Annotated in this window: 10 protein-coding genes; 5 read left to right on the top strand and 5 right to left on the bottom strand. The window is 37.7% G+C overall.

Going from position 1 to position 14,101, the window contains the following annotated elements:
- Window positions 1–242 precede the first annotated feature (242 nt).
- The 4 genes from AC6CH1_RS13750 (at window position 243) to AC6CH1_RS13735 (ending at window position 6,710) form a co-directional block, all read left to right on the top strand.
- Complete coding sequence (locus AC6CH1_RS13750; RefSeq protein WP_498318030.1) at window positions 243–1,616, top strand: MFS transporter; 1,374 nt, start codon at window positions 243–245, stop codon at window positions 1,614–1,616.
- 283 nt (window positions 1,617–1,899) lie between these two features.
- Window positions 1,900–3,072, top strand: a complete 1,173-nt coding sequence (locus AC6CH1_RS13745; protein WP_498318029.1) for an endonuclease Q family protein — start codon at window positions 1,900–1,902, stop codon at window positions 3,070–3,072.
- Window positions 3,073–3,196: 124 nt separating this feature from the next.
- Complete coding sequence (locus tag AC6CH1_RS13740; RefSeq protein WP_498318027.1) at window positions 3,197–5,902, top strand: ATP-binding protein; 2,706 nt, start codon at window positions 3,197–3,199, stop codon at window positions 5,900–5,902.
- A complete protein-coding gene (locus AC6CH1_RS13735; RefSeq protein ID WP_427712249.1) occupies window positions 5,895–6,710 on the top strand; it encodes a CheR family methyltransferase in 816 nt (271 codons plus the stop codon). The genes AC6CH1_RS13740 and AC6CH1_RS13735 overlap by 8 nt, the downstream gene beginning before the upstream one ends.
- 136 nt (window positions 6,711–6,846) lie before the next feature.
- On the opposite strand, the gene AC6CH1_RS13730 is transcribed toward AC6CH1_RS13735, so the two are convergent.
- Window positions 6,847–7,983: a SpoIIE family protein phosphatase gene (locus AC6CH1_RS13730; protein WP_498318026.1), complete on the bottom strand. Its 1,137-nt coding sequence runs from the start codon at window positions 7,981–7,983 to the stop codon at window positions 6,847–6,849.
- A gap of 458 nt (window positions 7,984–8,441) precedes the next feature.
- On the opposite strand from AC6CH1_RS13730, the gene AC6CH1_RS13725 reads away from it, so the two are divergent.
- Complete coding sequence (locus AC6CH1_RS13725) at window positions 8,442–8,969, top strand: DUF2179 domain-containing protein (protein WP_251690150.1); 528 nt, start codon at window positions 8,442–8,444, stop codon at window positions 8,967–8,969.
- A 56-nt stretch (window positions 8,970–9,025) separates the two neighbouring features.
- Here the strand turns inward: AC6CH1_RS13725 and AC6CH1_RS13720 are convergent, their stop codons facing one another.
- From AC6CH1_RS13720 to AC6CH1_RS13705, 4 genes are all read right to left on the bottom strand, one after another.
- Complete coding sequence (locus AC6CH1_RS13720) at window positions 9,026–9,982, bottom strand: ATP-grasp domain-containing protein (protein ID WP_498318025.1); 957 nt, start codon at window positions 9,980–9,982, stop codon at window positions 9,026–9,028.
- Window positions 9,983–10,155: 173 nt separating this feature from the next.
- On the bottom strand, window positions 10,156–11,859 hold the full coding sequence (locus AC6CH1_RS13715; RefSeq protein WP_498318024.1) for a sensor domain-containing diguanylate cyclase: 1,704 nt from the start codon (window positions 11,857–11,859) through the stop codon (window positions 10,156–10,158).
- 218 nt (window positions 11,860–12,077) lie between these two features.
- Window positions 12,078–12,599 carry a GNAT family N-acetyltransferase gene (locus tag AC6CH1_RS13710; RefSeq protein ID WP_498318023.1) on the bottom strand — a complete coding sequence of 174 codons (522 nt, stop codon included), beginning with the start codon at window positions 12,597–12,599 and terminating at the stop codon, window positions 12,078–12,080.
- Between the two features lie 20 nt (window positions 12,600–12,619).
- Window positions 12,620–13,888, bottom strand: a complete 1,269-nt coding sequence (locus tag AC6CH1_RS13705; RefSeq protein WP_251690154.1) for a histidine--tRNA ligase — start codon at window positions 13,886–13,888, stop codon at window positions 12,620–12,622.
- Between the last annotated feature and the right edge of the window lie 213 nt (window positions 13,889–14,101).

Raw genomic sequence — 14,101 nt, 5'->3', positions numbered from 1 at the left:
CAAATATCTCATAAAAAGAAATTAAATAATTGTTCTCCTACCCTTTTGTGCATTTTAACGAAAAATTTATATAAACTAGACAATTTGATGTTTTTTTAACTTTTTTAAACTTTTTTAATAATAAACATTGAAAATTACCTTAATTCAGAATATTATTATCTATAAATATTATGAACTTTGTTCACTATATTAATAATTTAAGTCGGTTCAATGGGGATTGGGGACTTTTAGGGGGAATGCATATGAAGAAAATTAACGTAGCACAGGTTATTGCAGACAGTAAGTTTAACCGCTTTCATTTCAGCTTATTGGCATGGTGTTTTCTCATTATTTTATTTGATGGGTATGATTTAGTGGTCTATGGTACAGTTGTCCCTGTACTGATCGAGGAATGGGGATTGACGACAGTTCAAGCCGGAGCAATTGGCAGTTATGGTTTGTTCGGTATGATGTTTGGTGCGATCATTTTAGGAATTTTAGCAGACCGTATTGGCCGAAAAAAAGTTACCGCGATTTCGATCGTATTATTTAGCTTATTTACAGTCCTATGTGGCTTTACAACAAATGTATTGTTATTTTCAATTTTCCGCTTTTTCGCTGGGTTGGGCCTCGGTGGCATTATGCCGAATGTCATCGCATTATTGACAGATTATTCACCTAAAAAAATGCGCAGTATGGTCGTTTCCATTGTATTATGCGGCTATTCTGTCGGCGGGATGTTAGCCCCTATTTTAGGTATCTTAATTATGCCAAGCTTAGGCTGGGAGTCGATTTTTTGGGTGGCCGGAATTCCACTACTATTATTACCATTGATGTATAAAAAGCTGCCGGAATCAGCAGTTTACCTTGCTAGAAGAGGAAAGACAGAAGAGTTATTCAAGAATTTACGAAAAGTAGATCCGAATATAACATTTGACGGAACGGAAGAGCTCGAACATATTCCGATTGATAATTCCAAAGTTCCTGTTGTCGGATTATTTAATAATAAACGTGGTTTAAGTACGGTCATGTTTTGGACAGCGTTTTTCTCATGTCTTCTAATGGTTTATGGATTAAACACATGGTTGCCAAAGCTCATGATTGAAGCGGGCTATGGGTTGAACTCGAGCTTAGGCTTCCTCATTACACTTCAAGGTGGTGCAATGGTCGGTACGATTATTATCGCCCGGTTATGTGATAAATACGGTTCAAAGAAAATGCTCGTTCCGATGTATGCCTCTGGTGCAATCGCTTTAACACTTCTAGGGTTTGGAGGTAATACGTTTTACATTTATGTGTTAGTTGCTGTCGCTGGTGCTGCAACAATCGGTGCTCAAAATATTGTACAAGCATACGTTTCACAGTACTACCCGCCAAATATCCGTTCCACTGCATTAGGGATGGCATCCGGGATTGGGCGTATGGGCGGCATGATGGGTCCCCTTCTAGGCGGCTTCCTATTATCAATTGCATTGCCGATTGAAATGAACTTCATCGCATTTGCCATTCCGGGTTTAATTGCTGCGATTGCTTTAACATTCGTTTCGGATAAACGCTCGTATGTAAATATGCAAAATCGCGTGTCTCCAGAAAATGTTACCGCAACTAAAGCAACACTGTCCGAAGCAGTTGATTAACAGAACTGAATTTAAAGATAAGGCAACATAATTAGAAATTTCGTTAGACAAGTAAAATCTCTTATTAAGAAACGTATATTTTTAAGCATAGTAAAAACACCCTTTTTCTTATAGAAAAAAAGGGTGTTTTTGGGTTTTGCCCCCTTCCTTTTTGCTTCAGCAGCTTTCGAATGTCGTGACCACTGTCTGAGTTATTTAATATAAATAATCTTCCCCACGTTGAAAATAAACTTCGAATTTCGGGTATTATTTAAAAAACAACTCTTTTAAGGATGTGTGCATAATGTGGAAGGAAATTTATGCGGATTTACATATACATATTGGGCGTACGTATAAAGGACGCGCAGTCAAAATAACAGGAAGTAAAAACCTGACGCTGACAAATATTTTGGAAACCGCTACATCGAGAAAAGGTTTGGATTTAATCGGCATTATCGATTGTCATTCACCAGAAGTAATCGAAGAAGTAGAACAGCTGCTTCATGAACAAAAAGCAACAGAATTAGCGGAAGGCGGCATTCGTTATAAAAAGACGACGCTTATTTTAGGAACGGAAATCGAGATTTATGATGCCAATTGTCATGGACCGATCCATGTCCTTTGCTATATACCAACGCTTACGAAGATGAAGCAGTTTTCAAGCTGGCTGCAGCTTCACCAGAAGAACATCCATCTAAGCACACAGCGTACGCGATGTGATGGACACACTTTGCAGCAAAAAGTCCATGAACTTGGCGGCCTTTTTATTCCGGCGCACGTATTTACCCCGTTTAAAAGCCTTTTCGGCAGAGGGGTTAAAAGTAGTTTAACGGAAGTATTTGATTCAAACCTCATTGATGGAATTGAACTCGGATTAAGTTCTGATACGATGATGGTAAAAGGGATTAGTGAATTGGCCCCTTTTAGCTTTGTAACAAATTCGGATGCGCATTCATTAGGAAAGCTTGCCCGTGAATATCAGAAAATCCGGCTAAAGGATGCTAATTTTGAAGAGCTGAGAAAAGCGCTCCATCAGATAGAAGGCAGACAAATCATAGCTAATTACGGACTCAATCCCCTTCTTGGCAAATATCACGAGACGGTATGTGCCAACTGCGGTGAACAATTAACCGAAGAAGGTCATAGCCGCTGTCCTCATTGCGGAAAGGAACAACTAATCAAAGGTGTTGCAAAAAGAATTGTAGAATTAACGGATAACCCGCTACTGGAAATCAGCAGGCCTCCATACATTCATCAAGTTCCGCTCGACTTTATTCCAGGTATTGGTTCTAAAACAATCGAAAAGATGCTGGATGTGTTTGGTACAGAGATGAATATTTTGCATGAGGCTTCATTGGAAGAACTAAAAAACGTCATTCCCGAAAAACTCGCAGTCCTAATCGACTTATCTAGAAAAGGACAAATTGCCATAACGGGAGGCGGTGGCGGGATTTACGGGAAAATTGATACGAATTAAATCCATTATATCAATTAAACATTGTAATTCTTTCCACTTTTTCAATCATCATATTCGTACACTCTACTAAGTTATAGTATACTTAGTTGATAGAAATTTTATATAAAGGCAGGGTAGGAACATAATGAAGAAAAAACGTAAATTGGGCATTGGCTTCAAAATTACGAGTGGATATATTATTCTCATAGTATGTTTAATCGTCGCAGCTCTTGTCTTGAATAATCAAATAACAAGTTTACAAAAAGAACGAAACGACATTATTAAATATGATTCTCAAATGCGTATGATGTCAAACAATTTGGAACGCCAAATTCTTAATATGGAATCCTCCTTACATCGTTATTTAATTACGGACGATGAAACGCATTTAGATAAGTTTAATGAAGAAATGGCAACATGGAAAGCTTCCTATGATGAATTAAGCACTATTGTTTATGACTTTTCAAGCGGTCAGGAACAGCTGGAAGTAGTACATAGCGGTATCGAAGATTGGATTAACAATATTGGACAACCTCTAATGAATGCGATACTTGCTAATAATAATGAAGAAATACTTGGAGCGTTCAACGGTGTTGAAAGCAGCTTGGCCATTAGTGAACTGCAGCAAAAATTCACTGCTTTCCGTACTTTTGAAACAGAATCGATTCAAGAAAAAGTAGCGGATCTTAATGATCAAAATACAGCGTTAACGTATAGTCTTTTTGCAATCCTAACATTAATTGCGACAGTGACAATCGTTATTTTCACAATTATCTCACGTAATATTGCCGGTTCGATCAACGAAGTTACGGAAGCGATTCAGGATATGAATGCTTCAGACGGTAAAGTACGGAAACGTATTACTGCCAAAACAAACGATGAAGTAAAAGATCTCGTTCTGGCAACGAATTCGCTTCTTACGACATTGGAAAACCGTCAATGGTACCAAACGAACTTGGCCGAAGTTGTAACAGCCTACCAAGGTGTCGATACGCTTGATGAATTAGGTGAAGTATTGCTGAAATCATTAACGACTCGTACACATTCGGTGTATGGTGCATTTTACATTCAGGATATTCGCAACCATAACAAGTTCAATAAAATTTCTGCCTTTGCAGAAACAGGCGATAATGTAGGTCGTGACAGCTTCGAAGTTGGACATGGCTTCATCGGTCAAAGTGTAAAAGAAAAACGTGTATTGAGCTATGACAATAAAGATAACAGTTTCCACTACTTAGAAACATCACTCGGAAATATTCCGATCTCGAACGGTATTATCGTTCCTGTACTTTTCGGAAGAGAAGTTGTAGCTGTTTTTGAATTGGCTTCACTTAAGCCTTATAGCCAACAGCATCGTGATCTTATTAAAGAAGTTGTTGTGCATCTAGGTGTAACGATCAACAGTATTATTGGTCGTATGGAAGTCATTCGTCTTTTAAATGAATCACAGGCGATGACAGAAGAATTGCAAGTTCAGTCAGAAGAGCTACAAACACAATCTGAAGAACTGAAAATGCAAACAGAAGAACTGACAACAATTAATGAACGTTTAGAAGAGCGTACACGTGACGCGGAACAGAAAACACATGAACTGGAAAAAGTACAGGTTGAGTTAAGACAAAGTGCAGAACAGCTGCGTCAAAGCTCAAATTACAAATCAGAGTTCCTTGCGAATATGTCTCACGAATTACGTACACCGCTCAACAGCATTTTAATCTTGTCTGAAATGCTTGCGGAAAACCATGAGCATAATTTATCTGATGACGAGCTGGAATATGCAAAAGTTATCCATGATTCAGGCGAAGATTTACTGAACCTGATTAATGACATACTGGATTTATCGAAAGTTGAAGCCGGAAAAATGGATTTATGGTTCAGAGAAATGGATATTTATGAAATTCCACAGCATATTCAAAGTCTATTCCTGCCGGTAGCGAAACAAAAAGGTTTGGAATTATCGGTGGATGTAGCAAATAACCTTGCTGAAATTTTCCATACAGATGTGAAACGATTCCATCAAGTTTTAAATAACTTGCTTTCCAACGCACTGAAGTTTACTGAGGAAGGTTCGGTAACAGTGAAGGTGGATAAAGCACGTATAACACCTACCATGAGACAGCTAAGCGACACATGGATCTCGATTAGTGTGACAGATACCGGTATTGGTATTCCGAAAAATAAACAAAGCATTGTATTTGAATCGTTCCAGCAAGCGGACGGAGCCACTGTTCGTAAATATGGCGGAACAGGCTTAGGTTTATCCATTTGCCGCGAAGTTACTAAACTTCTTGGTGGCTGGATTACGTTAACAAGTACTGAAGGTCAAGGTAGTACGTTTACTGTGTACTTGCCAAGCTTACCTGATGGAAATGCTGTACAATCGACAATTGCTGAACAGGAAGCAGTTTATACAGATGCCACTCCAGCACTTCCGATGGGTGCATCAAAGTCGATATTTGATGAAAAGCATATTTTGATTGTTGATGATGATTACCGTAATATTTATGCGCTTCGTCAGGCATTGGAACATAAAGGTGTTCACATTATAGAAGCGTCTAACGGTGTAGAATGCTTGAATATTTTACAGACAGCAACACGTGTTGATGCTGTTCTGATGGATATTATGATGCCTGAAATGGACGGATATGAAACAATGGAGCGTATCCGCAAAGATTTACAATTACATGAGCTGCCGATTATTGCATTAACAGCAAAAGCGATGAAACAAGACCAAGATCGAGCATTTGAAGCTGGGGCTTCCGATTATATTAGTAAGCCTTTAAACTTGGAACAACTATTCTCCGTACTAACGGTATGGCTCACAAGTGGGGAAAGTTTACGAAATGTATAGAAAGAAGTTAGAAGTACGATTATTATTGGAAGCAGTTTACACATTATCGGGATATGATTTCCGAAAGTATAATCAACAATCTATATTGCGACGCATTGAACATCGCATGCGACTTAATAATTTTTCATCAATATCACAATTAACCGAATCGGTTATATACAATAAAGAGTTGTTAAAAGTGTTGTTGAACGATTTTTCGATTAATGTAACTGAAATGTTCCGGGACCCCTCATTCTTTAGGGCGTTCCGGGAAGAGATTATCCCACAGTTGAAACAGCTTGATAAAATACGGATATGGCATGCAGGTTGCGCAACGGGTGAAGAAGTTTATTCAATGGCTATCCTTCTGCAGGAAGAAGGTCTGCTGGATCGTACGATGATGTATGCGACAGACATGAACGAAGATGTGCTGAAAAAAGCTGCGCATGGTGCCTTCCCTCTTCATAAAATGCAAGCCTATACGAAAAATTATATTTTAGCTGGCGGAACTGAAAGCTTTTCCCATTACTATAAAACGGATGATAGCTTTGCCACATTTCAACCTTACTTAAGCGAAAATATTATGTTTGCACAGCATAATCTGGCGACGGATAAATCATTCCAGGAATTTGATGTTATTATTTGCCGCAATGTGCTCATTTATTTTACACCTGAGCTGCAGCATGAAGTACATCACCTCTTTTACGATAGCTTAGCAAGAAACGGATATCTTGGCTTAGGAGATAAAGAAACATTGCAGTTTACTCCGCTCGTATCCAAATACCGCACCGTTAACGGTACGGAGCGTATCTATCAAAAGAGATTTTAGTAACTATTTAAATATGTAAAAGTTGAAAAAATGGTACATCTAATACGGATGTACCATTTTTTTTTTTGGATTAAACAGCAAAAAACTCAATTTTTCTACAAGAGAAAAATTGAGTTCTTTTATTTAAATCCGTTAATTAACTGTTGGCACGCAATAATAGTACACACATATCATCTGGCTGATTATGCTGCTGTTCGCCCTTCAGTAAATAGTCGATTGGTGAAGTTTCCGTCGACCAGTGGCTACTCGCAATTTTACATAGCTCTTTTTCAGATTCCAGATCACACGGACCCATTGCTTCCAGAACACCATCTGTAAAGAGGACAATTTGGATAGAAGAATTATATGGTATAACTGCTTTTTCAATTTTGATATCTTCCACAAATCCTACCGCATAGCTCGTCGACGTAATCGGTACTGTCTTTTCCCCATCAACTAGTGCATACCCTTTCGGATGACCTGCATTGACGTATTCCACTGTCTTTTTCTTCGTATCAATAATAAAATACACGCCGGTGAAATAATACAATATATTTTCTTTTTCATTTTGCAGTAAATTCATATAACGATTCAACTCTGCAATAACAAGCTCTGGGTCGGTCAGCTTTTTAATTGCCTCACGCAAAACAGATGAAATATACATACAAACAAGCGATGCGGACACCCCATGCCCCATCATATCCAATAACATGACAGCATAGCGGTCTTCATCAAGCTTGTCCCAGTAATATAAATCGCCTGCCAGATTCGATGATGGTAAATAAGAAGCAGTAATTGAGATATTCGGTTCATGAACAGCTGGGCTTAAAAGACTTTGTTGGACACGGGCTGCCAGATCCAACTCTCTTTGAATAATCTTTTCCTGATTTGTATGCCAGTCCAGTTCTTTTTTCAACCTTTTCCCAACACGTATACGGGCTAATAATTCTATTCGATTAATAGGTTTTGTTATGTAATCAATCCCGCCAACATCTAAAGCTTCCGACAATTTCACTTTATCTTCAAGTGCCGTTACGAATATCACCTGGATATCTTTCCATTGAGGATTTTGTTTTAAAATACGACAAGCTTCAATTCCATCCATCTCCGGCATCATAACATCCAATAAAATAACATTAATGTCATAGCACTTAGGAGCATTGGATGGATCTAAGTAGTCAAACATTTCTTTTGCAGATTGTACGGAAACATACTTCTCATAACCATCACTTTTCAATATTTTTTCAATAACGAAGAGGTTAACTTGGTTATCGTCTACAACAAGAATGGTCATTACATCAACTTCTCTCTATTTTTTTAGATAAAGCATATAAATTCATTGCCCGTTCCCCATAATTATACAGAAAACAACAGTTAAAAGAAATGCGGAGGCTTTCTTGTCACATTTTCAGTCTATAAGTCTCATTAGCTATGTACTATGTATAATATAAGTAATTAATAAACCTATTACGAAAGCTCCTGCTAGTCTCTTTCACTGAGTATAAAAGTAATAAGTAATAACGAATAATTTTCTATGGATTATCCTCATATATGTTTCCCACAAATAACGGATGGGTAAACATATAAGTTATGTTTATTTTGAGAAATTTTGTATAGAATATTTTTTATTGGGAAATTATCCAGGGTGTATAATACGTTGAATAATACTTCTCTATATAATCTTATCTATTGCATTTGTAAGAGTGTACATATATGATGAGCATAATTATTTAAAGAAAAGGATTCGATTTGATGAAAGAAATTTTACTTATTCTATTATTACAACTTCTTTACGTTCCTTTATTTACACTGCGTACAATTTTTTTAGTCAAAAATATTACAACGCTCGCTTCAATGATCGGAATCGTTGAAATGCTCATCTATGTGTTTGGTCTGTCTCTTGTTTTCAGTGGCGACCAAGGTTTTCTTGCAATGGTCGTTTATGCGGTCGGTTTTGGTCTAGGTATTATTATCGGGACTCGCATCGAACAAAAGCTGGCGATTGGCTATATTTATGTAACGATTAATACGCAAATCCGCAATGAAGAGCTGATCCAAGTTATGAGAAATGAAGGGTTTGCGGTAACGACATACGTTGGTGAAGGGCGTGACAGCCAACGTTATAAATATGAAATTTTAACAAAACGGAATCGTGAAAAGGAATTATTTATGCTAGTCCAACATCATGAGCCATCCGCGTTTATAATTTCCTATGAACCGAAATCGTTTAAAGGCGGTTTCTTAGTAAAACGAATGAAGCAACATAAGAAATATAAATAAAAAAGTCCAATGAAGAAAGTGCCGTACTGTGCTCCCCCTTCATTGGACTTTTTATATTATTTCACTTTTTGAACTGTTACTTTTTCCAGTTCCTGCCCTAAAAACTTCGCGAGCTGCAACATTGCATACTTCTCTTCTTTTGCCTCTGCATCCGGGTTGTAGTTCGTATTTGTATTGACATCATACGTAAATATTTCCCCTCTTGCATTGCGGATAAATTCAATGCCCGCTACATCAATTCCACTGTCTTTCAGGAAATTCGCATAGTTTTCAAGCAGCTTTGTTTCGTTGTTTTCGACGATTTCAAATTTTGCACGCTGTTCTTTCGGCTCTTCTCCTACCGGACAGAACAGATCGCCAATTTGGCATACATCTGCTGGACAAAGCTCGAATCCTTCCGACGTATCGACTTGAACTGAGTAGAAATATTCGCTTCCGATAAATTCAACACGTGTGATGTACGATTCAGGTGATTCAATATATTCCTGGATCAGCACAATTCCATCAACAGGCTCTTCATAGTCCGGTTTAGCCAAATGCTCTTCCAGTGCAGCGATTGAATAGAACAGCTGAACGCCCAATCCTTTACCTGCACGATTATGCTTCGTAATAAAAGGTACGATATTCAGTGCTTTTGCCGCTTCAACAATTTGCTGTTTTCCAACAGCCGCAATTGTTTTCGGTGTTTTAATTCCGTGCTTTTCCAGTGCCGTGTACTGTTTTACTTTACTTAACTCCAGGCGTAGTGCATTGCTGCCATTTAATACTTTTCTTCCGTGGAATTCAAGCCAGTCCAGTACTGCTCCTGTCAGTTCAGGTGCGTAACGGTGATCACGCGTATGTGATGAGGCACTCATTCGGTTGTAGAATACTCCTTCCGGTGGGGCTTCAGTCAAGTTGACGATCCCCTCGTCTAAATGCCAAGTTTCATATGGTAAGTTTAATTCTTCTAAACGATTTACTAAGTGACGCGTCCAATCATCATTTTCATGGATTACGTAGATTTTTGCCATCTGTCATTCCTCCGATATGTTGCAAGCTTTTACACAGAATTTTTCAACTTTAAAGATTATACTTCCATCATACATTAATCCATATGAAATTAGTATGATTTGTTACCCGGTTGTTAATAAAACTTCATTAGAAAATAATAAAAGAACACCCTAGCGTTAACTAAGGCGTTCTTTTAACGTGAATACTCTGCTACTTTATTGCGTCCTGCCTGTTTGGCTCCGATATAAAGGGCACGGTCAGCGTTACGTAAAAGCCCTTTCGTTTCATCCGTATCATCCGGCACATTCGAAATGCCGATGCTCACTGTAATAAATACTAGCTCTTTCTGACCCTCTTCGGCCAAATCGGATTCAATTAAAAATGGTGTTACTTCTACACATTGACGAATTTCTTCACCTAATTGGACTGCCTCTTCCTTCGTCATATGCGGTAGAAGCATGACAAATTCTTCTCCCCCATACCTTGCCAAAACCGATTCTTCCGGAACAAAGTTTTCCAGTAGTTTAGCAAAATTTTGAAGGATAATATTACCCGCATGATGGCCATACGTATCATTAATGCGTTTAAAATAATCGATATCCATCATTAACAATGAGAACTGCAGATGGGGGTTCGCTATAATCCGCTCCTGCTCCATCACTAGCCTTTTATCTAAATAATGATAATTATATAAACCTGTTAATGCACATGTCTCACTTTTCTCAACTGCCGCGCTGAAATACTTCGCTTTTTCCAGCGATACAGCAAAATACGTCGACAGTAAGTGAACGATATCCATCTGGTACTTTTCGAAAGCGTTCTTTTTGCGTGCCGTTAAAATCAATGTTCCTTCCGTCTTTTGATTACGGTGTATTGGAACAATCATGACACTATTCATATCAAAAGGAATAAAATCCGGAGCATCTTTTTCCCATTCTTTCGCACTGGAGAACACTTTTTTGTCTTCTGTCTGGAAGCAAATATGAATAAAGGAATCTCGGATTGAATCGGAATCTGCTTGAATTTCGATATCCTTTCCATCTACTCTTGCACGCAAAATCACATATTTCCCTTGAATATGATCGACAAGATACATCGCATCATGGGCAAAGAGCTGACCAACCCGGTGCATAAACAGTTCAATAATTTGCTGTGCGCTTAATCGATCTGCCAGCTCATGACCAAACTCACTTGCTTTACTGAGCGAATAGTTGACGCGTTCCGAAATATTGTACATTTTTGCAATAAACGTTACCGCAAAAAAAGGAATGCCTAGCAGGAAAATCGCCGGTGCTCCAATTCCATTAATCAGGATAACTAATGTAACCGCAAACGGGATCGTAATAGTCGCACTGCCATAATCCCATAATATATGTTCGCTGAAAAACTTTTCATCTTCTCCTGTAAAACGGTCACGCACATACAAAATCGTATGATTGATAAACAAATGCAATACGACAAATACTGTTCCGTAAAGCAGTAAGTGCGTTAAATTCGTGTTCCCTACTTCAAACCCCGCTAAATGTACAATGCCAGCAGCGAAAAACGACGTATAGGCAAACATCCACGAAGTAAAAATAATCCGGTAAAATGCATCTTTATGATTTCTCATCTGGTAAATAATCGGCAAAATACTTAACTGGACGATAAGCATTTCTGCCCCGACACCGTACAGCAAAAAGGCTGCCAATGTCACCCATTGAGAAAGAATAATCGTCGTATTCCCGATTTGGAAAGGAATCGCTGTTGTTATGAGTGCGAAAATAGTCAGATACACGAAAATTTCCCAGTCGATTGGCTGACTTGGAAACAGAAAATATAAACCGTACATGAGGGGTAGCCCAGTAGCTAACCAAAGCAATAATACATTCTGTTTTGTTCTTTGATTAAATTCCATACCGGCCCCCCCACCACTTTAACTGAAATGTCTGACAACTATTAGTATATCATGACTACTAAGGAATGTAGCATGTTTTAGTTCCTAATTTTTTGTTTCTATTATCCTAATAAATAGAAAATTGATAGGTTTTTAGCTTTACCGTACTGTAAAATAATAACATAATTATACAATTTTTCAATAATATTATTTGAAATAACACAAAAAATGTAAATCTTTTATTTAGACCGTTGGATTACTTTTTCTACATTGTTCCATACATAAATCTCTTCATTTACTGTCTTACCTGCTATATTTAATTGAACCGTTTTAACATACTCAGCTCCATAATATTGATAAAACAGTCTTGTTTTATTATCTGCTAATACATCCACATATATTTTCTGATAGCCCTGCTCTAAAAAGGTACTCATAATTTGATTCAATAGTTTTTTCCCGACGCTTTTGCCTTGCCATTCTTCAAGTAAATAAATCGATGTTAAATCGCTTGCTCCTGCCTCTTTATTTGTATTACGTGAGCCCCCTGTGACAAAACCAATAATTTCTCCCTCATTTTCTGCAACGAAGATTGTATTAGTTTTATCTAAAATATTGTTTTCCCAAAGTTTTGTGCGTTGCGCATAGCTGAGCCCATCCAGAAAGCTCTGTGGAATAATTCCCTTATATGTAGTCCGCCAACTATCAACATGGACTTTGGCTATCCCAGTGGCATCACTTATATTTGCTTTGCGAATAATCATCCCGTCTCTTCCCTTCCTATTTAAAATATTTCAAATTGCTCAATGTCACCTGTTTTCATATCTTTCAGCTCATATCGTCCGCGTTGAATTTCATTTTCCCCTAAAATAACTACTTTCCGGATATTTTCACGATTTGCTTTTTCCATTGCTTTTCGCAATTTCTTCCCACTTAATTCAACTTCTACACGATTTCCTTGCTGACGTAATTGCCAAGCTATACGCAGGGCTTCCTTTTCCTTATTTAATGGAATAATATAAATATCCACCAACGATTGGTTGGCATTATTTTCTCTTTGCTCCATCGCTGTATATATAACGTCTAAACCAAATGAAATGCCGACAGTAGAAATTTTCTCCTCTGAACCGATCAATCCTCCAATGGCATTATCGTAACGACCGCCGCCTCCAATACTTGATTTAATGGCACCATCTTTTAGAAACAGCTCATAAATCGTTCCTGTATAGATTTCCAGACCACGTGCTAAAAATGGATTAAACACACAACTTTCACCGACATTTAAAACTTGTAAATAATCTAGCAGCTCGACTAATTCTTCATATCCTTGCTTAATTAATTCATTCTCCATTCGGTACTGTTCAAAATATGCCAGTGTCGGATTAGCATTTAAAAACTGCTTAATAAACTCAATTGTGGAAGGTAAAAGGTTCTGTTCTTCCAGTTCTTTCAGTAAAGTGATTTGATCGATTTTCTCCATCTTATCAAGTATAAGAATGACGCTGTTTATTTTTGTTTGAGGGACTTCAAAAAATTGCAGTAACCCTGCCAATAGCTTACGGTTATTGAATTGAATCACCATTTCAATATTCAACTTGTTAAAAGCATCGATTGTCATCATCATCAATTCAGCTTCTGCGGACTGGGATTCTATGCCGACAACATCCACATCGCATTGAGTGAACTCTCTAAACCTTCCTGCTTTAATCGGTCCATCCCGGAAGACTTTCCCGATTTCGTAGCGCTTAAAGGGCATTGATAATTGTGGGTTCATCGCAATTACTTTTGCAAAAGGTATCGTTAAATCATAACGAAGTGCTAAATCACGTTCCCCACGATCTGTTAATGTGTACATTTCCTTTAAAATTTCTGCCCCACCTGCATATTTGGAAGCCATTAACTTTGTATAATTTAATATCGGTGTCTCCAATGGCTTGCATCCATACAATATAAACGTATCTTCTAATGTGCGCCGTATGTTGCGTCTGATGACTTCCTGGCTTGGTAAATAATCCTGTGTTCCTCTTACGTTTTGATAGTCCATTTTTTTCATACAAATCCTCCTATTTTTGAGAAATAAAAAAATCGTATAATGATAAAGCTCCAAAACGGCTTTATTATACGATTCAATGCGAAAAAGTCTTCCTATTCATTATTAAAAATCTAATAAAGATAGCAAGACTACTTAGTATGAAGATGTAATTGTGTAAACTGCTGCTGAGTATAAATGAACCCTTTCATAAAATTTCCCCCTTTTTAATTACTA

It is taken from the genome of Solibacillus sp. GQ1 (genome assembly GCF_059758555.1).
The sequence above is the reverse complement of the archived record's forward strand: the minus strand, read 5'-3'. Positions and strand labels throughout refer to the sequence as shown.